This is a genomic window from Cellulophaga baltica (genome assembly GCF_018861125.1).
GTDB lineage: Bacteria > Bacteroidota > Bacteroidia > Flavobacteriales > Flavobacteriaceae > Cellulophaga > Cellulophaga baltica_A.
In genome coordinates this window covers 20,085-45,803 of record NZ_JAHKQN010000033.1, presented here as the reverse complement: position 1 = coordinate 45,803, position 25,719 = coordinate 20,085, and the positions used below count along the sequence as shown (strand labels likewise).

General features: G+C 31.5%; 13 protein-coding genes. 2 read left to right on the top strand and 11 right to left on the bottom strand.

The genetic code is table 11. The features are described 5' to 3' along the window. Positions 1-27: 27 nt before the first annotated feature. Both KO500_RS15705 and KO500_RS15700 read right to left on the bottom strand, forming a co-directional pair. Complete coding sequence (locus KO500_RS15705) at positions 28-1,173, bottom strand: formylglycine-generating enzyme family protein (RefSeq protein ID WP_215957511.1); 1,146 nt, start codon at positions 1,171-1,173, stop codon at positions 28-30. A gap of 76 nt (positions 1,174-1,249) precedes the next feature. After that, the gene (locus KO500_RS15700) at positions 1,250-2,137 is read right to left on the bottom strand and encodes a WYL domain-containing protein (protein WP_215957510.1); all 888 of its coding nucleotides are present in this window, start codon (positions 2,135-2,137) and stop codon (positions 1,250-1,252) included. A gap of 122 nt (positions 2,138-2,259) precedes the next feature. On the opposite strand from KO500_RS15700, the gene KO500_RS15695 reads away from it, so the two are divergent. Then, positions 2,260-2,673: a tetratricopeptide repeat protein gene (locus tag KO500_RS15695; RefSeq protein WP_215957509.1), complete on the top strand. Its 414-nt coding sequence runs from the start codon at positions 2,260-2,262 to the stop codon at positions 2,671-2,673. A 3-nt stretch (positions 2,674-2,676) separates the two neighbouring features. Here KO500_RS15695 and KO500_RS15690 read toward each other — a convergent pair whose 3' ends face one another. From KO500_RS15690 to KO500_RS15650, 9 genes are all read right to left on the bottom strand, one after another. After that, positions 2,677-3,567 carry a transglutaminase family protein gene (locus tag KO500_RS15690; protein ID WP_215957508.1) on the bottom strand — a complete coding sequence of 297 codons (891 nt, stop codon included), beginning with the start codon at positions 3,565-3,567 and terminating at the stop codon, positions 2,677-2,679. A 2-nt stretch (positions 3,568-3,569) separates the two neighbouring features. Next, positions 3,570-6,134, bottom strand: a complete 2,565-nt coding sequence (locus tag KO500_RS15685) for a circularly permuted type 2 ATP-grasp protein (RefSeq protein ID WP_215957507.1) — start codon at positions 6,132-6,134, stop codon at positions 3,570-3,572. Positions 6,135-6,145: 11 nt separating this feature from the next. Continuing rightward, positions 6,146-9,472, bottom strand: a complete 3,327-nt coding sequence (locus KO500_RS15680) for a DUF2126 domain-containing protein (RefSeq protein WP_215957506.1) — start codon at positions 9,470-9,472, stop codon at positions 6,146-6,148. A 264-nt stretch (positions 9,473-9,736) separates the two neighbouring features. Continuing rightward, positions 9,737-11,263 (bottom strand): RagB/SusD family nutrient uptake outer membrane protein, encoded by a 1,527-nt coding sequence (locus KO500_RS15675; RefSeq protein WP_215957505.1) that lies wholly within the window; start codon positions 11,261-11,263, stop codon positions 9,737-9,739. A gap of 16 nt (positions 11,264-11,279) precedes the next feature. Continuing rightward, positions 11,280-14,309, bottom strand: coding sequence for a SusC/RagA family TonB-linked outer membrane protein (locus KO500_RS15670; RefSeq protein WP_252732576.1), 3,030 nt, complete (start codon positions 14,307-14,309; stop codon positions 11,280-11,282). A gap of 543 nt (positions 14,310-14,852) precedes the next feature. After that, the gene (locus KO500_RS15665) at positions 14,853-19,028 is read right to left on the bottom strand and encodes a hybrid sensor histidine kinase/response regulator transcription factor (RefSeq protein ID WP_215957504.1); all 4,176 of its coding nucleotides are present in this window, start codon (positions 19,026-19,028) and stop codon (positions 14,853-14,855) included. A 213-nt stretch (positions 19,029-19,241) separates the two neighbouring features. Next, a complete protein-coding gene (locus tag KO500_RS15660; protein WP_252732574.1) occupies positions 19,242-20,852 on the bottom strand; it encodes an MFS transporter in 1,611 nt (536 codons plus the stop codon). Positions 20,853-20,860: 8 nt separating this feature from the next. Then, positions 20,861-22,933 (bottom strand): beta-glucosidase, encoded by a 2,073-nt coding sequence (locus KO500_RS15655; RefSeq protein WP_215957503.1) that lies wholly within the window; start codon positions 22,931-22,933, stop codon positions 20,861-20,863. 320 nt (positions 22,934-23,253) lie between these two features. Next, entirely contained in the window at positions 23,254-24,732 is a 1,479-nt protein-coding gene (locus KO500_RS15650) for a glycoside hydrolase family 30 protein (RefSeq protein ID WP_215957502.1), read from the bottom strand. 332 nt (positions 24,733-25,064) lie between these two features. Between KO500_RS15650 and KO500_RS15645 the strand changes: the two genes are divergently transcribed. Further along, complete coding sequence (locus KO500_RS15645; RefSeq protein ID WP_215957501.1) at positions 25,065-25,709, top strand: GDSL-type esterase/lipase family protein; 645 nt, start codon at positions 25,065-25,067, stop codon at positions 25,707-25,709. Positions 25,710-25,719 lie beyond the last annotated feature (10 nt).

Genomic DNA, 25,719 nt, shown 5'->3' with positions numbered 1-25,719 from the left:
TTATTATAACTCGATAGTTTTGTATAACTATTTTTTTTTATTCTCTTTTATCATGCTTGCAGAAGCTACCGTTCTAAATCCTACATGCTCTGCAGCTGAATCTAAACTAGTTCCCATTCGTGATGAAATACGGTAACTAGCACAGTATGAAGCATTACATAAAAAAGAACCACCTTTAATAATTTTTTCAATAGCATATGCATTTGAAGGATTGTATGTACTTGTTGCTCCTTCAGGGTTTACCGTTGTTTTAGCTGTTGCAAGTAATTCTCCGTAGTAGTTTGAGTTGTACCAGTCTGATGTGTATTCCCAAACATTACCAGCCATATCGTACAAACCAAAATCATTTGGTGGGTATGATTTTACTGGCGCTCTTTCTTCAAAACCATCTTGTTTTGTATTGTTTACAGGAAATTCACCTTCCCAAGTATTTGCTCTTTTAGATAAATCGGAAACCTCATCGCCCCAAAAATAAATAGTCTTGTCTTTATTACCACGAGCAGCTCTCTCCCATTCAGCTTCAGTTGGTAATCTTCTGCCTGCCCATTCACAATATGCCAAAGCATCTTCATAAGCAACTTGTACTACAGGATCATTTTCTTTGCCCTCAATAAAGCTTGTCGGACCATTTGGGTGTTGCCAATTAGCTCCAATCTTCCATTCCCACCACTGTGAAAAATCATATAAATTAGGAACTGAAGATTTTGTTTTTTTGAAAATTAGTGCGCCTGGTTGCAAAATAGAATCATGAGGTTTTTCAGTACCTGCAGGAAGCTGTGCTTTCATGTCTTCCCAATCAATTTTACGTTCAGCAACTGTAACATATCCTGTTTCTTTCACAAACTTTGAAAACTGTGCGTTTGTTACTTCAGTAATATCCATAAAAAAACCACCTACTGTTACTTGGTGTGCTGGCTTCTCATGGTCCATAGCAAACTTATCCTGTACTGGTGCTCCTTGTTGAAATGTTCCTCCAGGAATCCAAACCATTCCTTCTGGTGTTTTTACATCTTCAGGTTGTTCAATTAAAATTTCAGTTGGTTTTTCTTCAACTATTGTTGCTTTTTCAACTAGCTTTTTTTCTGTTGTTTCAGCTTCTTTTTTTTCTTCTTTACACTGAATATTTAATGCTAAAAATCCTGCACCAAAAAACAGTAAAAAATAATTCTTCATTTTATAAATTCGTTCAATAGTTCCTCTTCTTTTCAAATTTACATGTTATCAAAAAAACAACCGAAATTTTTAACGTTTAAAACAAGCTTTGTTGTTGCTCTTCAGGTGCTTTCGGCTTTGCACCCTTTTGTGTTTTAACCTGCTTTTCCGCCTTAGCTTTTTTGTCTTGTTTTATACCGTACACTTTAGCTAAATCTGTAATAGTCGCTACAATCTTTTTTCTAAGCGATTCAGGTTCTAATACCTCAACAGTATTTCCGAAACTCATTATTTTAAACTCTAGTTCAGGTGAAAGTACTGCTTCTAAAGATACTTCTACATTCCCATCTTCATTTTCATTACTTATAGTTTGTGAGACATGAAATGGATACTCCAAAAGTGAGCTAAGACTATCTTTAGGAACTAATAGTTTTATATTTGAGAGTGTAACATCTTCATTTTTTTCTGTAATTTCAACTCCCTCTGATTGAAGACTTGACGTATTCCCATCTTTTAATGCTTTTACTTTATTTTCTATTGTGTAAATAGCATCTTCTAAATCTGGATAAAAAGAAAAACCATGATATTGCTTTAATAACGCAACAGTTTCTGAAAGCACTTTTTCATCATTTTTAACTATCGGAATTGTTGTTATTGTATAAGCTTCATCACTATATGTGTAGTATTTTTTATCAAAAACCGTAATTGGAGCATTATAACCAAATTCAGTATCACGCATAAACTGCAAGTCTAACTGTACTGTACGCTTGCTTACTTTTTGTGGTTGCTCATCTGATGTTTGCAAAGCATTTGAACATGCTTTTATAAGGTCTTCTAATGTCCATTTTCTGTCACGATCTTGCAGACATTTATCTATTGTTTTATATCGAATAATTGCATTTTTATTCAACGCCATTGCTATAATTTTTGAATAAAAATAAAACAATGTTTTCATTGTAAAAACAACTACGCAATCAATTTTCATCGATACTTATCATGCAGTTGAAAATCAAATATTTAAACTAGTATCAATTTATATTCTTCGAGTGCTAATAATAAAGTTTGTGTATATTCGAACACAAATTTATAAAGTGTAAATTGATTCATATGAAAGAAAAATCTAAAAATTTAAGCCTACTTTTTATAACAGTCGTAATAATTGGTTTTTTAATATATTCAGTAGTTGATCACTTTAATACTATTGACAATAATGCTAAAAAAATTGAATTTACAAGCAAAAGAGATTTGTACCTAAACCTTATTGATGAGGGAGATAGTTTGTTAAATAAAAAAGATTGGCAAGACGCAATTTACAATTATCAAAAAGCCTACGACCTTTTCCCTAAAGAATATGATATTAATTATCGTTTGGTTGCTGCATATAGCTACCGTTGTAATGATGAGTTTATTGATTGTAAAGAAGCTAAAAAATTACTTGATAAAATATTAAATGAATACCCCAATAAAGCAGAATTATTAGAGCTTAAAACATCTTTAGAATTTGAATATCAAACCAATTAACTACTACTGAACTCTAGCAATATCCACCGCTACTTTAAGTTTACTTTTTCCACCACCATATACAACTCCTTTTAATGGTGGAACATCATAATAATCTCTTCCCCAACCTACAACAATATGTTGATCTAATGGAATTTGATTGTTTGTTGGGTCAAAATCTACCCAACCAAAAGTTGGTATAAAAATAGAAAACCACGCATGAGAAGCATCAGCACCTACTAATTTTTCTTCTCCTTCTGGTGGTAACGTTTCAATATAACCACTTACATAGCGCGCAGGCAAGCCTATAGATCGTATACAAGCTATTGCAATCTGTGCAAAATCTTGACATACTCCTTTTTTTTCTTTCATCACCTCTTCAATAGGTGTCGAAATACTTGTAAAGCCTGATACAAAATCAAAATCGGTATAGATACGTTGCATTAATTCATAAGAAGCCTCAAAAACAGATCTGTTACCTTTAAATGAAAGCTCAGCATATTTTTTAATAACTTCATCAGTACGCCTAATAAATATAGATTCCAACACAAATTGCTTAGCATCTAAAACCTCAACACTATTACTTTTTAAAGCTTCAAGTGCATTAATCAAAGTCACACCTTTACAAGCGTCAGTATAGAAAGATTCTCGGTATTTTCCATAATCACGAACTACTTTACTTTTTGTTTCAACCTTTAAAACCGTATGCCTTGTTTGTATCGAAAAACGAGTAATATAATTACCAAAAAAATCAACACGTTCAGATAGTTCTGAAGTCTCAGGAGTTATATTAATTTTATAGTCTAATAACTCTTGGCCAATGGAGACTCTTGGCCTTAATGTAGCTATATTATGACAATAACTAACAGGAGCATTATACTCATATTTTGTAGTATGTGTTATATTAAAAATCATAATTAAATAGGAAAAGACTGTGTGACCAATTGGTTTTGTTTGTATGTATGATCAAAATAAGTTGTAGAAATGGATTGCGATGTTTTAAATAACAAGTCTGATACTTCTGACAATAATGCATCTAAATCTTTTCGCAATAAATTATTAGTATCTGACTTTGCTTTTACTAGGTTTGTTGCTTCTGCAAGTCTTAATTTAGAGAAAGCTTCAAATACAAATTTTTGATAATCAGTTAAATGATTGATTCCTTTTGAATGAGGTAGTTTGGCAATGTCTTTTTGAATTCTATTTAACATAAAGGTTACTGATCTCGGATATTCTAAATCGAGCATAATTAAATCTAACACATGTTCCATTTGAATATAGGAACGGTAACTGTACCTATAAATATTTAAACTTTCTTGGCTTGTTAGTAAATATTCTAACAAATCATACTCAATTTGCTCATCATATTTTAATGATAATAATGATCTACATTTAGTAATAGTAAGCGTACTTTGCTCTAATTGTAAACCAATAAAATATAACAATAAACCTTGTTGCACCATGATACTCTCTTCAATTAAACCCATAAAAGCTATTAATCGGGTAATCAACTGGTTTAAAAATTTAATCATTTTATTTATTGACCTATCAGAATCATCTTCAAAAGTTCTCCATATTTTTTGAATATTTTCAAACACTCTCCACATATCAGAGGACCATAAATTTCTAATTGAATAATAAGAATTGCTAAACATACTAATTGTATGCGCTAAACTCCCAACTCTGTTTTTATCTAAAATTACAGAAAGCATTTCTTCATACGGATTATCCATTGCAAATTTTCCTTTGGAATTCTTTTTTACAAAACCAGGGTATGTACCTGTTAATTCCGTTACTGCTTTAAATAATACCTGAAGTTTTTCTGAATCTGGCTTTACGGTATTGTCTTGTAATAATGCCATTTGGCGCAATACCATTCTTAAAAAACGGGCATTTACAAGGGTTCTACCAACATAACGACCTGCCCAATATAAATTCTCGGCAGTAATACTTGGTAAATCATTCAATCCTGATGCAGACACTGATGCTTTTGGATGCCAGTATTGTGTTTTTGTTTCTTCGCTAGGTTTATCTTCTAAAATCCAGAAATCTTTACTTGTTCCTCCTCTTTGGTTGGAAACTCGGAGTGTATTTCTTTCAGGTGCAACACGCACCAAACCACCTGGCATTACTTTATAACTATCTTTAGTTGCTATAGAAAACGCTCTAGCCACCATATTTCTAGGTTCAAAATTACCATTTGCTAAATTCGGTGCTGTAGAAAAACTAATTTTCTCTTGTGCCACAAATCTATAAGGTCGTTCTTTAATTTCTGCTTTTAAACGCTCTATTTGTTCCTTGTTTAAAAACTCACCAAAATGAATACTTTCACGATTGGTACGATCAATTCTTTTTATTACCAGATTTGATAAATTTTCTAAAACGTAATTACGTTCTTTCTCTTGTCCACACCACCATGACGCTATTTGTGGCAGAATAAGCTCTTCTTTAAAAAAGTATTTTGCAATAGCTGGCATAAAAGGTATTAAACCAGGATTCTCAATTACGCCACTACCTACTGGGTTTATAATAGCCACATTATTTCTACGCACAACATCTAATAAGCCAGCAACACCTAAATGAGAGTCTTCTCTAAGTTCTAAAGGATCTACATATACATCATCAACCCTACGCAGTACAACGTCAACCTGCTTTAAACCTTTTAAAGATTTCATCCATAAAAAGCCATCTCTTACCACCAAGTCATTTCCTTGAACTAAGGGGTAACCCAAAAACGAAGCTAAGTAAGCATGTTCAAAATAAGTCTCATTATGTGAACCTGGAGTGAGAATTACAATGTTCGGATTCTCTTTGTTTTCTGGTGATGCATCAACCAACATTTGGTTGAAATCTTTAAAAAAGGTAGCTAGCCTTTTTACGTTCATTTTAGAGAACATCTCTGGTAAAATTCTACTTGTAGTTGATCTATTCTCTGAAGCATAACCCATACCTGAAGGTGCTTCAGTACGATCATTTACAACCCATAAACGACCATCAGATCCACGTGATATATCAGCAGCGTACATTGATAGTAATTTATCAGTCGTATATTTTATTCCTGAACATTGACGTAAAAAACCACGATGACCGTAAATAACTTCGTGAGGTACAATTCCGTTTTTTATGAGTTTACGTTCACCGTAAACATCTTTAAGTACCAAGTTTAATAACTCAGCTCTTTGTTTTAGCCCTTCTTCAACAACCTTCCATTCACTTTCATGTAAAATAAATGGAACAACATTTAAACTCCAAGGTCTGTGTAACCCTTTTGGATCGTTATACACATTATAGGTAACTCCGTTTTCGGCAAGTAACCAATCAATATCTTTTTGGCGCGACTTTAAGCCTTCTTCCCCAAGATCATTAAGACTTGTAAAAAGTTTTTTCCAATGTGATTTTACATCCATTTTAGATGTAAACATCTCATCGTGCTTGTAATCTGTAAAATAATTATTTAACCAATCCGTGCTTATCACTGGCATTCAAATTAACTTTATTTCCTCTTCCTTAAATCCAACACATGTGGGTATTCTTGGTTAACAGGTGTTTCTGAATATGTAAATGTACTAGAAGCATCTTTACGTTCTACCATTCTACCCACAAAATTTGTTGAAGCAACCATTTCTGTCGGTGCTATCTCAGATTGAGTGTGGCCAAAATCCCAAAAACGATTGATTCTACGCGATTCAGCCTCATAACTGTTCACCGGATACGTATCATAAGATCGGCCACCAGGGTGTGCTACAAAATATGTACAACCACCTATTGACTTATCATTCCAAGTATCAACCACATCAAAAATTAAAGGCGTATCAACACCAATTGTTGGGTGTAATGCAGACCAAGGTTCCCAAGCTTTAAAACGAACACCTGCTACATATTCCCCTTTTACACCTGTACTATTCATTTGAATTTTGACATTATTACATGTCAAAATATAACGTTCGCTAATAAAATTATTCACTTTTATTTGAATTCGTTCTAATGACGAATCAACATACCTTGCTGTACCTCTACCCGACATTTCTTCCCCTAAAACATTCCAAGGTTCAATTGCCATACGCAGTTCAATTTGCATTGAATTAATTTCAACCATTCCATAAAGCGGAAATCTGAACTCAAAAAACGGATCAAACCAATCTAATTTAAACGGATAACCAGCGTCGTTCAATTGCTGTACAATATCTTTAATATCTTCTTTTACATAATGCTCAAGCAAAAACTTATCATGTAACTCTGTTCCCCAACGTACTAAGTTATGTTTGTATGGTTTTTTCCAGAACCAAGCCACAAGAGTTCGTACCAATAACATTTGCATTAAACTCATTTGTGCATGTGGTGGCATATCAAAAGCACGAAGCTCTAAAATACCTAACCTTCCAGATGCAGAATCTGGTGAATATAATTTATCAATACAAAATTCTGCTCTATGGGTATTTCCTGTAATATCAGTCAATAAATGTCTAAAGAGACGATCTGTTAACCAAAAAGGAACTTCTTTATCCTCTGGAATTTGAGAAAATGCAATTTCTAATTCATACAGATTTTCTAATCTGGCCTCATCAACACGTGGCGCTTGACTTGTAGGACCAATAAACGCTCCCGAAAATAAATATGAAAGTCCCGGATGATGTTGCCAAAATGTAAGTAAACTTCTTAATAACTGTGGATCTCTTAATAACGGACTATCAGCAGGAGTAACACCACCTAGTGTAACATGGTTTCCGCCACCAGTTCCTGTATGCTTACCATCAAGCATAAATTTTTCGGTACCTAACCTACATTTTTTGGCCTCTTCATATAATGAAAGTGTATTTTCAGTAAGTTCTTTCCAGTTTTTTGCAGGATGCACATTAACCTCAATTACTCCAGGATCTGGCGTAACTTTCAATACTTCAAGCCTATTATCGCGTGGTGGTTCATAACCTTCTAAAATTATAGGAACTGACAATTCTTTAGCTGTGGCCTCAATACTAGCCATTAGATCTAAAAATTCATCAACCTCATCTAAAGGAGGAAGAAATAAGTACAATTTTTTATCTCTAATTTCTGCACAGATAGCAGTTCTAACAAAAGGTTGTTTTTTTTCTGGCTCCTCTTTTTTAGTAGATTCTCTCTTTTTTAGAGCTTCACCATATTTACCCAATTGAGGTCTTTCAACAAATAAATCTGGATCAATAGTTGGCTCCGAAGGCACTTCAGGGTCATTAGGTAAAGAGTCTAAAGGTAATCGTAACCCAATTGGTGAATTACCCGGAGTTAATAACAAATCTTTATTCCTAAATTTCCACGAATTTGTAATCCATTTACCTTTACTTGTTGCTAAAGGCATAACATAACCAACTTCCTTACCAATTCCGTTTTCTAATATTTCGGCTAGTTTTTTCCTTAAAATAGTATCTTTCTTATTATATTCTAATGGATCAACATCAACAGGCAACTTTCCTTCTTCCCAAAGAAAATAAAACGCATCTTCGTAAGCAGGAGCAATTGTACTTTTATCACACCCTAGTTTATCTGATAGTATTTTTAAAAATTTATGTGGTGTAGTTTCTTCAAGTTCATATTCTTTAGAAAATGAAGCTAATAGATTTTCATCTTTCCAAATAGGTTCTCCATCTTTTCGCCAATGAATACCAATTAGCCAGCGTGGCAAAGGCTCACCAGGGTACCATTTACCTTGCGCATGATGTAGAAGTCCGCCCTTGCCAAACTTATGCATTAACTTTACAGATAAGTTACTTGCTAATTCTCTTTTATGTGTACCGTCTGCTGCAGTGTTCCACTCATCAGCTTCCATATCATCAACAGAAACAAAGGTTGGCTCACCCCCCATTGTTAACCGAACATCACCTTCCTCTAACTCTTCTTCTACTTTAAAACCTAATTCATAAATTTCATTCCATTGTGCATCAGTATACGGTTTGGTCACTCTAGGCGATTCAAAAATACGAGTAACTGAATTATCAAATTCAAATTCCGTTTCACAAGGATCTGTAAAACCAGATACTGGCGCTGCACTTTCAAAAGATGGCGTACATGCCAAAGGAATATGTCCTTCACCTGCCAGTAAGCCAGAAGTAGCGTCTAACCCAATCCAACCTGCGCCAGGTAAATAAACCTCAGCCCAAGCGTGTAAATCTGTAAAATCATTTTCAGGACCTGATGGACCATCAAGTGATTTTTCGTCTGATTTTAATTGTACCAAATAACCAGAAACAAAACGCGCTGCTAAACCTAAATGACGTAATGTTTGCACTAATAACCATGCAAAATCTCTACAAGAACCTAACCTCTTTTTTAATGTTTGCTCACAGCTCTGTACACCAACTTCCATACGAATGGTGTAGTTCAAATAATTGTACAAATGCTGATTTAGACTTATTAGAAAATCTATGCTTCGTTTTGTAGTTGTATCAATAGTTTTAATCCATTCTTTTAATAAAGGACCATTCTCAGTAATTTCTAAATAAGGTAAAAGTTCTTTTTTAAGATCATCAGTATATGTAAAAGGGTAATTTTCAACCGATTCTTCTACAAAAAAATCAAAAGGATTTATTGTTTTTAAATCTGCAATAATTTCAATATCAACTGATAGGATATCTGTTTTATCAGGAAAAACAATTCTTGCTAAATAATTACCAAAAGGATCTTGTTGCCAATTGAAAAAATGATTCTCAGGTTTAATTTTTATTGAATAAGCTTCAATAGGTGTTCTACTGTGTGGGGCAGGCCTTAATCTAAATATATGCGGAGATAAATTTATTTTTTTATCGTATTTGTAAGTCGTTTTATGCTTAATTGATACTTTTAGAGCCATGTATATTCTCATTAATTTATACACTACCTAATATACCTACTATTATTAACATATTGATACTGTCATTCTTATTAGTTACCATTTTTATTCAAAAAAAAATTAGGCATCACTTTAAAAATACAATTATCAAAAATTAGTGTTTATAACTGAACATATGATACTTAAATAAAAAAGTGGCATCAAATTAAAATAAAATAAAAAAGCAACGTTTTTTAAAACGTTGCTTTTTAAAACTAAACTCAATTTATAAAATTAACTATTTCATTAATATCCTGGATTTTGGTCGGCTGTGGTTAAAGCATCATTTTTATCAATCTCTGAAGACGGTATAGGAAACAAATCATTTTTAGATGTATATCCTGTTCCTGCTAATTCTTCACTTGCTAAACCCCATCGTACCAAATCCCAAAAACGTTGACCTTCGTGAGCTAATTCTAAATATTTTTCATTAACAATAGCGTCAAACAAGTCACTACCTGCCAAAGAAATATCAACATCAGCCAAGCCAGCTCTTGTTCTCACCTTATTTAATTCTGTTCTAGCATTACCATCTTGCCCTTCGGCATTGTAAGCTTCAGCTGCTAATAACAAAACTTCTGCATACCTAAATAAACGCCAGTTAGTACCATAATTTAATTCTGATACACCATCTGTCACTGTTTCTGATAAACGTGTTGCGTATTTAGTTCTTATTGCCCCTTCATAATCCCATGGCGTTCCTGTAAGGCTACCTCCAAAAGCATTAAGTTCCGCTTCGGTCATTACTGTAGCTGCTTTTCTATCTACATCACCTGCTGCTTCAAAAGCGGCAACTAATTTAGCCGTAGGTAAATTAAAACCCCAACCATTTATAAGGCCTGTTCCCGTTAAATCAAAATATCCATCACCACGAGGCCCCATTAATTGAACGTGCAAGTTATTTTCATTACGACCTTCCCAAGCGATATTTCCCCAATCTTTACCATCTGTTGAAATAAAACCTAATTCAAATAATGATTCTACTCCAAACTCTGTATCCTGTAAATATACTTGAGATACATCCGCCTCTAAATCATGAGCTGTATTAGAAATTACTGCCTCTAAATATGGAAGTGCTTCTGCATTTTTACCTTGAAAAACTAGTACTTTACCCATTAATGCCTGTGCTGTACCTTGTGAAACTCTAAACTCATAACTCACAGCCGTTTTATCTGGCAAACCAGCAATTGCATCAGCCAAATCTGCTTCTACTTGTGTGTATATTTCAGCTCTAGTACTCTTAGGTATCGCAAATGATTCTGGTGAAATTTCTGTTGGGTTTATTAAACGTAGTGGAACATCACCCCATAAAGTTGTTAACTCAAAATAACACCAAGCTCTCATAAATTTAGCTTCTGCTAAAACAAATTCTTTATTTGCTAAATCGCCTTGTTCTACTTCATTAATAATAGTATTTGCTAATGCAATTGTTTGATAATACAACCCCCAAACACTTTCAATTGATGCATTTGATATAGATACACTAACGTAATCATCAATATCTTGTAACTGCGATTGATCTGTTGAACTACCACCAGCTGCATTTGCAGCATCACCTGGTAATTGTTTTAAGAAAAAAGCACTACTCCAATCTTTTGCGTAGTTGTATTGCATTAGATCATACAGACCTATTAAAGCTTCTTCTGCATTAGACTCACTTGTAAAAAATGTTGAGCTTTCAAGCACTCCCACTGGTGCTACTTCAGTAAATTCTTCGCTACATGATACGCTTACTAAAAGTAGTAGCAACATGCTATATATTGTTTTTTTCATATCTGTATTTTTTCGATTAAAATTCAATTGATAACCCTAATAATATTTTTGAAGGAATTGGATAAAAACCTCTATCGACACCTATACTGTTATCAGAAAAACTTCCTGCCTCAGGGTCTAAACCATTATATTTTGTAAAAGTGAAGTAATCATCTAAAGAAACATACGTTCTTAACCTCTTAAACCTTAGTTTATTTATCACTTCTGATGGAAAGCTGTAGCCTAATTGAATTTGTTTAATTCTCATGTAAGAACCGTCTTGAACCACTAAATCCGTATCATATGCAGTGGTTGCATTAGCTGCCGATGGGTATAAAGCTTCATCACCTACTTGTTGCCACCTACCATTAAAAAATTCTATCGGCTTATTAGTCACAGGTCTTGATGGTTGATGGTACGCTGCAAAAATATCGTTGCCTTGTGTTCCTTGGAATCTAAGGCTAAAATCAAAATTTTTATATCCTAAATCAATACTACCTCCATAAATAACGTCTGGGTGTGGAGAGCCTATTTCAGTTTTATCATTTGAAGTAATTCCATCAACTCCATCCGTATCAACAAATATAATTTCTCCTGTATCTGCATCTATACCATCTGTTTTATACCCATGAAAATACCAAAGTGGAGACCCTTTTTGAAAACGTGTAATTCCGTCGTTATTTTGAGGAGCTCCAGCGCCTATTATAAAACCATCTTCACCAACAAAATTAATTTCTGTAACTTCATTTTTAAGTGTTGATAGGTTAAGGTTTACGCCATAGCTAAAACCGCCTTCAGTACTATTATTATAACCTAATTCAAATTCAAATCCTTTATTTTCTACTGTCCCTGCATTAATCGATGGTACACCAACACCTAAAGAAGGTGGGGCAATAATATCACCATCAGGAAGTATCAAATCTCTTGTGGTTTTTATGTAATAATCTACTGAAAAATTAAGATTATTATTTAAAGCTCTAATATCTAAACCTAAATCTAATTGTTCAGAACGTTCCCATGTTAAATCAGGATTAGGTAAATTACCTGCCGTAATACCCGAAACACCTTCATAAACTACTGGTACTACAGGTACTGCACCACTTTCTTCTGCTACCGTTTGAAAAACTAAACTGCTTATATAGGTGCCTAAATTGTTATCACTACCATTCTGACCCCAACTACCACGAAGCTTTGCGTAATTTAATTTAGAATCTGAACTCCAAAATTCTTCATTTGACAGTACCCAACCTGCAGAAATTGCAGGAAAATATCCTGATTTTTTATCCGTAGGAAAGAAACTTGAAGTATCATACCTTAAAGATCCTTCTAATAAATATTTACCTGCATAATCGTATGATAATCTACCAAACACAGAAGTTCCTACTCTTTCATAAATTCCGCCACCGATAACATCATTATCTCTATTAGAGTAATCAAAATAAGCAAATTCATCAGTTTGCTCATGAACGTCTGACCCTCTTAAAGTATATGATGGACTTAGAACTTGTTCTGAAGAATACCCTAATAGACCTGTCAAATTATGATTCCCAAATTCCTTAGAATATGATAAGAAATTTTCCCATAACCATCTTGAATTTCTTGAAATTGCATTATTTAAAGTAACCGATGTATTTTGAGCTTCGGATGAAACCACATAAATTGGTGTCCACCTATTGTCAAAAGTGTTAGACCTTTCATAACCAAATCTTGAAGTAAAATTAAAGTTATCACTAAACTTTAATTTTGCATAAACAGAAGCTAAAACTTTATCTGTATCAATACCACCTCTAAATCTAAAATTTGCTGATGCTACTGGATTTGTAACTTCACCTGTTGCATAAGTTGGATACCCATATACATTACCATCTTCATCAACCATTGCTGTACCGTTTGCAACACCATCAATTGCTATTTGTGGCAAAGCACCTGTATAAATTACAGGAGTTAAAGGATCTATAAGTAACGCATGGTTAATAACACCACCTGTAGAATCGTCTTCTGTAATTGGAGAAGATGCTATATTAGAATATGTAATATTTGTACCAACTTCTAACCAGCTTTTTACCTGAGATTTTACATTAAGTCTACCAGTAAATCTTGTATAATCAGAATCATTACCAACTACACCTTCTTGATTTATGTATGAACCTGAAAAATAAAATGATGTTTTTTCATTAGCTCCTGAAATACTTAAATCATGCCTTTGTGTAAATGCATTTCTAAATGTTTCGTCAATCCAATTTGTATTAATTCCATTATCTACAACTTGAGTTTGACCTGCTTCTTGAAAATAGGTTACGAATTGAGAAGCGTTCATAAGCTCCATATCTGTACGTACCGATTGTGTACCTATTTGAGTACTATAAGTAACAACTGTTTCTCCTACTTTACCCTGTTTGGTGGTTACTATTATAACCCCATTTGCACCTTGTGTACCATAAATTGCTGATGAAGCTGCATCTTTTAAAACTTCAATATTAGCAATATCATTTGGTGAAATATTATCAATAGAACTAACTTTAATTCCATCAACAATATATAAAGGATCAGAATTTCCATTAGAACCAGCTCCTCTAATTCTAATTTTAGCTCCTGAGCCAGGCGCACCAGATGAAGATACTACAGATACACCCGATGTTTTACCTTGTAGTACTTGCTCTATACGTGGTGCTGATGTATTTTGAATGTCTTCTGAACTAATACTAGATATAGCACCTGTTACCAAACTTTTCTTTTTGGTACCATAACCTACAACTACTACTTCTTCTAAAAGAGCAGCGTCTTCCGATAACGTTATATTTACTGTTGTTTTTCCTGCAATATTTATTTCTTGCGTAAGGTAGCCTACGTATGAAAAAACTAAAATATCTCCTTGTAAAGAAGTTATTTCAAAATTTCCATCAAAATCTGTAACTGTACCAGTAGAAGTACCTTTTACTACTACATTAACCCCAGGTATAGGCCCCGTTTCATCTGATACAATACCAGTAATGGTTTGCGCATGAATAATACCTCCCACAAATAACAGCACAGGAAATATTAGGTCTTTAAAAAAAAAGTTTTTCATAAAATAAAGTTTTGAGTGAGTAATTAATTTTAAGTGATTTAAGTTGAGATTTTTTTTAAAAAAAAATTAATGTTATTTGATTTTCAAAGGATATACATGATGAGAAAAACTAACAATGCTATAATTGCACATATTAGAATTACTTCAAGTATTCTACTCCATTTTAAAAAGTCAAATTTCATAATACTCAAATGTTAAAAAAAGATTAATTCAATACTAATAGCTTTACAGCAAACACTAGTAATTTTGAAGCATTTTGTTAAAATTATTAGCAAATACAACATTTAACATCGACATATGCAACAAAATTCATAGTATGAAAATCTTAAATATTACGAATAACAAAAAACTTAAGTTGTTTATTTATCACATATATATTTTAACCAATAAAAAATTAAGACATACGTAATTATTTAAAAATAAAGACTGCAATGCGATATACATTGCTTAATAAAAGAGGGGGTCGCATAAAAAATACCCTACCAATTTGCTTTAAAAGCAATAAATGTTAGTACGGTAACTTATGCATTACAGAAGTATGTGTTAATTATTTTTCATGGTCTTAGTAACAACTTCTGTAGGTAATATTTGAAAGTAATTTTTAAAGCATTTAGAAAAGTACGAAGGAGATGAGAACCCTGTTTTATAACAAACCTCACTTATACTGGCTCCACCCATCTCTAAAATTTGCTTAGCTTTTTGTAATCTTATATTTCGTAAAAACTCATTTGCAGTTTGGTTAGTTAATGCTTTGATTTTTCGGTAAAACTGACTCCTACTCAAATTTAACTTGTCAGCAAGCAATGCTACATTTAAATCTGGATTATCAATATTTTTGTTGATATAGTCTAATACTTTTTCAATAAACTCTTTGTCTAATGATGATGTTCTTGTACCCTCAGGAACTTCACTTATAACACTAAAATATTTATTAAAAATCAATTGCCTGCTTGTAATTAATTGAGAAACCCTTAATCTTAACAATCGAATATCAAAAGGTTTTATCATATAAGCATCTGCACCAACTTCAATACCATCCATTCTATCATCAATTTTGGCTTTGGCTGTTAACATCAATAACGGAATGTGACTTGTACTAATATCACTTTTTATTTTTTTACAAAAGTCAAAGCCATCCATTTCTGGCATAATTACATCAGTAATAATTACATCAGGAAGTACCTCTTTAGCTAATTCAAGTCCTTTTTTACCGTTATTTGCAAGTAAAACTTTATACTCACTCCCTATTTCTTCTTTTAGGTAAGTTCTAAGTTCCACATTGTCTTCTACTATTAATAAAGTATAATTATGTAAGCTTTCGACAACTCTTTCTTCTTTTTTTATTTTTGTTCTTACTGGCACAAAAAGCTCATCGTTTGATCTACTTTCAACAATTTCAGATGCTATTTCATCTTCAGAAAAATGTGAATTACCTACTGGTAAAATTATAGTAAAAGTTGTTCCTTGTCCAATTTCGCTTTCTACTTCAATCTTTCCTCTGTGTAACGTTATAAAATCTCTAACTACCTCAAGACCGATACCTGTGCCACCATAATATCCTTTATTTAAACTTTTAGATTGGTAAAAACGCTCAAAAATTCTTTCAACCTCTTCTTTCTCTATTCCTGATCCTGTATCAGAAATAACAACTTTAACAACCTCAACAGGATTATTTTCATCAACTAATGGTAATAATTCTAATCCATTATTAGATTTTAAATCAATGTTTATAGCTCCGCCTTTAGGTGTTACTTTTAAAGCATTTGATAAAATATTAAAGATTATTTTCTCTAACATATTTCTGTCTCCCCATAACGGTATATCAGCAAGGTCAGCATCAAGATTTATATCTATGTTATTAGAGTGCCCTTCTTCTCTAAAATAACTAACAATCTCTTTTGCGAAACTGAATAAGTTCAATTTTGAAGCACTTATACGAGCTTTATTAGATTCTAATTTTCTAAAATCTAATAGTTCATTAATTAACCTATAAAGACGTTGGGTGTTTTTGTGTATTATATTGTGTTTATCGATAACTCTCGCTGGAAAGTCTAAAGTTTCATCTCTAATAATATCACTTATTGGATTCATTATTAAGGTTAATGGTGTTCTAAATTCGTGGGAAATATTGGTGAAAAATTGAAACTTTTTTTCATTTAATTCTTTCTCTTGTAACCTTTTATTTTCCTCTAACGTTTCTTCTTGCTTCTTATTTATTCTTAATTGAGCCATTCTATTTAAAAAGTAGATTCCAATAAGCATTAGTGCTACATAAACAAATAAAGCTTCATTAGTTTTCCACCACGGTGGTAATACTTTAATTTTTAAACTCAAGGGAGTTTCACTCCAAATACCATCACTATTGGCTGCTTTTAATTTAAAAGTATAATCTCCTTGATTTAAATTTGTATAAGTTGCGCTTCTTAAATTTCCAACATAATTCCAATCTTCTTCTAAACCTTCTAAATAATAAGCATATTGATTTTTTTCTGGCCTTGTATAATTTATCCCCGTGTATTGAATTGTAAAAACAGATTGTTTATGGTTTAGTGTTAAATTAGATATTTCTCCGACAACACTATTTAATGGCGCGTTTTTTGCATTAACATCAACTTCTTTATTAAATAATTTAAAACCTGTTAAATATAATGATGGTAAGGTTTTATTTAAACTGATATTTAAAGGGTTAAAGAAATCTATACCTTGATAATTACCTAAGAATATAGTGCCATCATCATCTATAAATGTAGCATTTACATTAAAATCATTAGAGAGCAATCCATCATTTTTTGAATATTTAGTAAATGTTTTTGTTTCAGTATCTAATTTAGTTATTCCTGAATTTGAAGTAATCCACATATATCCTTCTAAATCTTCGATAAGGCCTGTTATATTTACCGCATCTAAACCATTATTGCTATTATACCATGTAAACTTATCTAGTTTGCTATCATACGAACACAAACCAGCACCTCTCGTCCCAATCCACATTAAACCATTAGATCCTTCATATATCGACAATATATTATTTGCTTTTGCATAATTATTAAACTCTTCAGACATTTTTTGTGCCATTGAGACTACAGAAAAAGTATTATCTTTTTGTTTTTTTATTTTGAAGACACCTTTATTCGTTGTCGCCATCCAAAGTGTGCCTGACTTATCAATTATTATTTTTCTAGGATAACTATCTACTATCTCATTTTCTAAAAAAGGTTTCGAATCATGATGTGTAAATTTTTCTGTTTCTGGATTATAAGAATGTAACCCTTTATCCCAACTAATAAACCAGATGGTTCCGTCTGAATCTTCAGTAAAACTCAATATATTGTTAGATTTCAATCCTCCATTTGTACTTTTTATAGTATGCTTAATAAATTTTTTAGTCCCTTTTTTAAGTAAAAAAAGCCCTTTATTCCAGCTTCCTGCCCAGACATTTTCTTTACTATCAATAAATAAAGATTCAATATAATCATCTGTTAAACCTGATATATAGGTCTCATTATTACTATTTATGTGTGTAAAATTATTTGTTTTAAAATCAAACAAATCAATACCACCACCGTCCATTGCGATCCAAAATTTGCCAAACCTATCCTTTACAATCGCTGTAACTGATCCATTTTGCAAAGAGTTGGGATTATTTTGTAAACTTTCTAAATCATTAAACTTATCGTATAATTTATCGTAAATACCTATACCTGCATTGTAATATCCCAACCAGATTCGCTGATTATTGTCAAGAAATAATGTCCAAATTGAGTTTGATTTAATACCGTCTTTATCAGTTATATCAGCCTTATAATTGTTTATTACAACTCCGTTTTGATTAATGTGAATTAAACCATCATTTTCAGTACTACAAAGTAAACTTCCATCTTGTAGATTTATAATAGACATTATTCTATTTTCTGAAATTGGATAGTTGACTATTTCATTAAACTGATTTTGGCTATTACTTATCTTATTAATTTTATATAAACCTTCTATTTCGGTGCCTAACCATAAGTTATCATTATTATCAATATGTAACTCTTTAATTTTAAGTTTAAAAGATTTAGATAATTGTTTAGTTTTAAACGTCGCCTGTTTAAGTGTATTTGTTTTTTTATAAACTACATGAAGTCCCCTATCGCTAGAGGTATAAATATTTCCTTTTTTATCTACTTCTATAGCCTGAATTGTTATTGTAGGATACTTGCTAACATCTTCATATTTAATTTTTTCTACACTAAAATTGTCTAAGTTTAATTTAAACAAACCAAGTTCAAAAGTTCCAATAAATAAATTTCCATCATTATCCGCTTTTAAACTTCTAACAGAAATATTAGCGTTATTTTTCTTAAATTCTGATAAATATATTCTCTTAAATTTATCATTTTCACGGTCGTATAAATCAAGCCCATCATCAGTGCCGAACCAGAGTCTGTTTTTACTATCAAGATAAGAGCAAAAAACGTTATTGCTACTTAACGATGTGGAATCTTTTAATTTAGATTGATATGTCTTATAATCGATACCATCAAACCTATTTAACCCTGAACCATTTGTACTTAGCCAAGTAAAACCGTATTGGTCTTGTATAATTGAATTTATACCTATTTTAGAAACGCTCTCTTTTATGTTTACAAAAGTGTATTTTTTAACAGGTTCTTGTGAGAAAGACTTGAATGAGAAAAACCCAATAAAACATATAAAATAGCAAACAATTTTTTTCATAAAATGAGTGTTAAATATTGGTTTTTACTCTTTAATGACTTTATATTAAAGAGTAAAAACATATAAAAATCATGTATAAGTTTTTAAATTCACGTATCAATTTAAGGTACTTTACGCAAAAAAACCTAATTATATTTTTTTTGAGATTGAAATATCGTATTCAAGTATAATATTATATTTCTAAAAAAATCCTAATACCACTTGTTAAATCACCTAACTTTTATTTGATGCTTCATTAAGTCGTCTGTCATTTAAATCTTTCATAATTATATTCATCTTTTTTGGAGTTAATGAATACATCAACATGAGTGCCGATCCTATTATTGCTACTATAGTAGGCACCCAACTCATTAGCATTTTTATACCCGGAATAGCATTTTCTATAGTGTTGACATCCATACCATTATAATTGTAAGCACCTAAAACAAAACCGATTATAGCACCCGCAATACCACCTCCAAATTTAGAAGCAAAAGATCCTGCCGAATAAATAAGGCCTGTAGCTCTACGGTTATTTCTCCACTCTGAATAATCTGCAACATCTCCTAACATTACAAAAAATAAAGCTGAAAACATTGCTCCGATAAATTCAGAAAGTAATCCTATAATAAAAATAGCTATTACAGCCCCTGAACCACAAAATATTAATAAAGATATTATACCTCCTGATATAGCTAATGAAGAAATAAACACATTTTTTTTACCAAATTTGACACAAAGAGGAGTCATTAAAATAGCACCTACAATAGAAACTAACATTAACCCTACAAGATAAGATGCTGCTAACAATTGATTGTGTAAATAATGGGTAAAATATATTATGATAATACCTTGCTTTATAGAGTTGTAAGTACTAGAAAATAACCCTGAAGTTAATAAGATCCAATACGGCTTATTAGCCACTAAATCTTTAAAATCTTGTTTTAAATTGACTTTCTGCTCCTTTGGAGGTTGTACACGCTCTCTTGTCATTGAAAAAGTAACATACATTAATAATGCTAAAACAATAGACATTAAATACATAGAATAACTATATCCTTTTTGCTGGTCAATGATTTTCAATTTTTCTGAAGTTAAATTTGATTCTCCTTCAACAATAAATGAATATGTTTTTCCTGCTTCCATAGAAAAACTTTTACCCACTGTAGGTATATCAGTTAGCTCTTCGACATTATCATTCCATAAAAACGTAGCTACCCCTGTTTCTGTTTTAATATGCACATTATTTATATCACTTGATGCGTTTACATTTATCTGATATTTTTCATTATCTAATTTTAAAATATCTATTGAAGGAGATATATTTCCAAAATAAGCGACTAAAAAAAGTAAAGCCCCTTGAAGAAGTATACCCCCTAAAAAAGCACCTATCATTCTAAATGATCCTATGCTTGTACGTTCTTTAATATCACCAGTCATTACTGCCATTAATGCACCATAAGGTATATTATTAGCAGTGTATACTAAAGTGAAAAATATATAAGTCACATAGGCATAAATAATCTTACCAGTCGGGTTAAGGTCTGGACTTGTAAAGAGTAGAGATAAACTTATAGCTAAGGGTATAGAAGTCCATAAAATCCAAGGACGAAATTTTCCGTATTTTGATTTGGTGCGATCACCTATAACACCCATAATTACATCACTAATCCCATCACTTAAACGAGCTGTTAACATTAACAAACCCACCACTACCGGATCTAAGCCAAACACATCTGTATAAAATATGAATAAAAAAGTAGCTACTCCACGCCAAGCAATATTTGCAGCTGCATCACCTATACCATAACCTACTTTTTCTTTAAAAGAAACTTTATTTAGCATGGTTATATTTATTTGATTACTTCAATAACACCATTTGCTAAAATATTATTTGAAGCGTCTCCTATAAGTATTTCAAAACTTCCTGGTTCTACTTTCCAACTTTCAGTTTCTATATCCCAAAACGCAAAATCTCTTTCATTTAAGGTGAAATTTAAAGTTTTTTTATCTCCAATGTTTAGTTGTACTTTTTGAAAGTCTTTTAATTCTTTTGAAGGTCGTTCTACTGAAGATTCTATATCACGAACATATACTTGAACAATTTCTTGTCCGTCCATTTTACCTGTATTTTCAATATCAATTTTAAAATTAACAGATGCCCCTACTTTAATTGAATCTTTTTCAATTTTAAAATTGCTATAATCATAAGTTGTATATGACAAACCAAAACCAAATGTATATAAAGGTTCAATAGCTTTTTTTTCGTACCAACGGTAGCCAACAAATATTCCCTCATCATATTTTACATCTATGATTGGATCTATAATTTTATGATCTTCCTGCCAGCCTGTATATAACTCTTTTCCTTCAGGTATATAACCATAGCCGGGTGAATCTTTGAAAGTTTTTTCTATCGTTATAGGTAGTTTCCCGGAAGGATTTGTAATTCCCGCAACTATTTCTGCAAAAGCTTTAAATCCTATTTGCCCTGGATACCAACTATAGATTAAACCTGCTATATCATCATTCCATTCTGTCATATTCATACCACTACCAGAACTAACGGCTACAATGGTATTTTTGTTCAATGAAGCTATTTTTTTGATTTCATTATTAATCGTATCTGAAAAATCAAAAGATTTATCCCATCCTTCAGAATCAAATGTCCCTGTACTGTATATTACATAATCTGAATTTTTAATAGTTTGATCGTCTGGACTCTCTATATAAGAAACATTGTCTCCATAAATTTCTTTAAGCGCCATAAACATGGTTACATTATCATAACCTTTAACTTCAGCAGCACCACCTCCACAAGGAATTTTATCAGCATATTCACCTGTAAGTAAAATGGAACTATTTTTAGATTTACTTATAGGTAAAACTCCATTATTTTTAAGAAGAACCATACTTTCACGAGCTGTTTGCAAGGCCACTTGAATATGATTATTAAAGTTTTCAAAATAACTAGTATCTTTAACTGGACGTTCAAGAAGCCCCATTGCAATTTCTGTAGTAACAATATTTGTTACCATTCTATCAATGTCTTTTTCTTCGACTTTACCCTCTTCTAATAGTTTTTTTGCGGAAAATCTTAAAAAGAATTCATCTTTATTCATATAATCCGGATAGTCTTCTCTTGGTGCTCCAGGCATATCGAGGTCTAAACCTGATTTTATTACTTTTTCGGAATCCCAAACAGACCACCAATCACTCATTACTAGCCATTTGAAACCTAATTTTTCACGTAATAAGCCAGTTATTACATCTTTACTTTGGCCTGCATATTCGCCATTTACTAAATTATAAGAAGTCATCACAGCCATAGCACCTGCATTAACTCCAGCTTCAAAAGCAGGCATATAAATTTCGCGTAAAGCTCTATCGTCAACTATGGATTGAGATGTTCTTCTTTTGTAGTCAGTATTGTTTGCTATAAAATGCTTTAAAGTAGCTATGGTCCCTGTATTTTGCATACCTACCACATAATTTTCAACCATACGTGCAGCCAAGTAAGGGTCCTCTCCAAAATATTCAAAATTTCTTCCATTCTGTGATATTCTGTAAATATTCATTCCCGGCCCTAACAATACAGCTATGTCACCAGCTCTACATTCTTCTCCGATAGATTTAGCATATTCATTTGACAACTCTGTATTCCAAGTACTAGTTAGTGCAATTGGACTAGGAAAAGCGACTGATTTCTCTAGTTGATTAGGTAACTCTGGTCTAATATTAACACCTTGTGTTGCATCAGATAAATACATAACTGGTATATTAAACTTTTCAAAACCCTTCGTATAAAACCAATTATAGCCACCTATCATCGATATTTTCTCATCGATTGTCATTTGATTAATAATTGTAATAGCTTGTTTTTTAGCATCTTTATATGCAATTGGAGGTGTAAATGGTTTAAACATATTTTCTTTTTTAAATTTTTCTATTTCTGGATTTTTACATTTGACAATTAAAATAAACGCTATAAAAACAAACATTAATTTAATACAGCATTTTATAAAAACATATATATTTGAAAGCTTAAATGGTTTAAACATATTTTCTTTTTTTAATTTTCTATTTATGAATTTTTACTTTTAAATAAATACTATAAAAACACATTGTAATAGTATCTTAGGTAGAAAAATCGAAATATTACAACCAAAGCATTTGATAAAACATATGTTGTTTTACCCAACTGAATTATTAGAAATATACAGTTAGATGTTTTTTATTTTAATATTTAATAAATTATAGATTGTATTGCGTGAGCTGCTATTTCTAATGAAACTTTTCCATCATCAACAACTAAGTCGTAGTTAATTGTATTTTCTGTTTTATTCATTACCACAGTTACCATTGAACCATTCTCATTTTTAAAAGTGGTACTCTCAAGTGTGCTTCTGCTTGTTGTTGTACTAACCCTTACTGCACCAGGATTAATAAATTTTGAAAAATGCCCTATATAATAATATGATGGTGTATATATTAATTCGCCAGTTTGCGTATCAGCATGTATTGGTGAAAAACATAAATTACCAACATGATTTGGCCCACCGGTTTCGTCTAATAATATATTCCAGTCTGTCCAACCTACTACACCACTATTAAAATCATTTATCATTGAATTGCCATACCTTTCTGCATTTGGCCAATACTGGTATTTTGTAGCATCAAATTTTTCATTACAACCCTCAGTAAACAATAAGTTTTTAGAAGGAAAAGATTCATTAATATTTTTAACGTTATCATACATAGGCTCTCCACCCGCCCAAGTTTCATACCAATGAAAACCTGTTCCCCAAGCATACTTTAAAGCTTCTTCATCTTCAAAAATTGTATTTGCTCTCTGTGATACTAAATCTCGATTATGATCCCAAATCACAATATTTTTATCTTCTAAACCTGCTTTCTCAAAAGTAGGACCTAAATAATTTTTTAAGAAATCACGCTCTTCTTCAGCAGTATAAATACATGATTCCCATATTTGAACAGCCATAGGTTCATTTTGAATAGTAACACCCCAAACAGGTAAACCTTCAGCTTCATATGTTTGTATAAACTTTACATAGTAGTTTGCCCAAGCTTGATTAAACTCTGGTAGTAATTTACCGCCATGTAACATGTTTTTATTTGTTTTCATAAATGCAGGAGGACTCCATGGACTTGCATAAAAAACCATATCATCACCAATTAAAGAAGCTGCTTTTTTTATCATAGGAATTCTATACTCTCTGTCTTTTTCAATAGAAAATGTTTCTAATTGAGCATCTCCCTCATCTATATATGTATAACTTTCTGAGCTAAAATCACAACTATGAATACTTGTTCGAATAACATTATAACCAATACCTCCTTCTCCAAAATAAGAGCCTAATAATTGGTTTTGTTTTTCTTCACTTAATTTTGCAAAAACTTCTGCAGAAGCATCTGTGATTGCCCCTCCAATTCCCAAAAATTTCTGAAATGTTTTGTTAGAATTTACAAACACTGAAACTTGTGATTCTAAAGCTTGACTTGTTGAACCAAAAACAGTATCATGAGTAACAGACAATTTTAAGTTAGTACCCTTAGCAGTTGTATAGATCTTTAAATTCTTATTATTAAATGGGAATATAATTTTGGTATTATGAGTTATTTCAGTTGTGGTAGACAACTCTTTTTGAGAATTAGAACAAGAATAAATTAATAATACTACAATTAAGTACAGTGAGTTTTTCATGCTAGTTGGTTTTATAAAGAAGACTGCAGTAAAAGTATCTTAGATATAAAAATTGAAGTATGACAAATCAAGCATTTGATGAAACATATGTTGTTTTTTTAATTATTTATCAATGTAATTGATGAAAATTTAGATTCTGTCAATTATAATTCATTAATTACTATTCATAACGCATAAATATGTTGTTTTACATTTAATCTATTGTAAGCTTTAAAACTTTTATTGACTTAATTATATAGGAAGAAGAACTATTAAAATAATTATAAAATGTTCTATTGAACTGGTCTTCTTTACTAGAAAAATTATCTTTAAAAAAATAAAATTTATTTTAAGTGAAAAGTTTCATTTTTATTTACATCATTTTTACAACTTATTGCATTGCCCAGCCAAACCCATATTTTAGAAAAGAAGTAGAAGATATTTCTATAAAATATGATTCATTATGGGATGCTAATAAAGAAACTATTGTTTTTACTGGAAGTTCAAGCATTAGAATGTGGCGGAATTTACATGAAATTTTTCCACAATATCAAGTAATAAATTCAGGTTTTGGTGGTTCAACAGCAATAGATTTATTGGGATATACTGATGAGTTGATTCTTAAATATAAACCCAAAAAAGTTTTTATTTATGAAGGTGATAATGATATATCATCAAAAATGAAATGTAAAGATATACTTGACAGTTACAATCAAATTATAGCAAAAATTAATAAATATGATTTAAATACTAAAATTGTAATCATATCTGTAAAACCAAGTATTGCCAGATGGTCTTTAAGAAGAAAATACAAAAGTTTAAATAAAAAACTAGAACTATTATGCAAACTGAGTCATAATTTAACCTATGTTAATATTTGGGACATTATGCTTGAAAATAAAAAACTAAGAACCAATATTTTTTTAAGTGACGGCTTACATATGAACAACGAAGGCTATGCACTTTGGCACTCTATTATAAAAGATTACATTGATTAAACTAAACCAC

Excerpts from the sequence above, each read along its gene's own strand:
- KO500_RS15705 (WP_215957511.1), bottom strand. The coding sequence starts at position 1,173 with ATGAAGAATTATTTTTTACTGTTTTTTGGTGCAGGATTTTTAGCATTA.
- KO500_RS15700 (WP_215957510.1), bottom strand. The coding sequence starts at position 2,137 with ATGAAAATTGATTGCGTAGTTGTTTTTACAATGAAAACATTGTTTTAT.
- KO500_RS15695 (WP_215957509.1), top strand. The coding sequence starts at position 2,260 with ATGAAAGAAAAATCTAAAAATTTAAGCCTACTTTTTATAACAGTCGTA.
- KO500_RS15690 (WP_215957508.1), bottom strand. The coding sequence starts at position 3,567 with ATGATTTTTAATATAACACATACTACAAAATATGAGTATAATGCTCCT.
- KO500_RS15685 (WP_215957507.1), bottom strand. The coding sequence starts at position 6,134 with ATGCCAGTGATAAGCACGGATTGGTTAAATAATTATTTTACAGATTAC.
- KO500_RS15680 (WP_215957506.1), bottom strand. The coding sequence starts at position 9,472 with ATGGCTCTAAAAGTATCAATTAAGCATAAAACGACTTACAAATACGAT.
- KO500_RS15675 (WP_215957505.1), bottom strand. The coding sequence starts at position 11,263 with ATGAAAAAAACAATATATAGCATGTTGCTACTACTTTTAGTAAGCGTA.
- KO500_RS15670 (WP_252732576.1), bottom strand. The coding sequence starts at position 14,309 with ATGAAAAACTTTTTTTTTAAAGACCTAATATTTCCTGTGCTGTTATTT.
- KO500_RS15665 (WP_215957504.1), bottom strand. The coding sequence starts at position 19,028 with ATGAAAAAAATTGTTTGCTATTTTATATGTTTTATTGGGTTTTTCTCA.
- KO500_RS15660 (WP_252732574.1), bottom strand. The coding sequence starts at position 20,852 with ATGCTAAATAAAGTTTCTTTTAAAGAAAAAGTAGGTTATGGTATAGGT.
- KO500_RS15655 (WP_215957503.1), bottom strand. The coding sequence starts at position 22,933 with ATGTTTAAACCATTTACACCTCCAATTGCATATAAAGATGCTAAAAAA.
- KO500_RS15650 (WP_215957502.1), bottom strand. The coding sequence starts at position 24,732 with ATGAAAAACTCACTGTACTTAATTGTAGTATTATTAATTTATTCTTGT.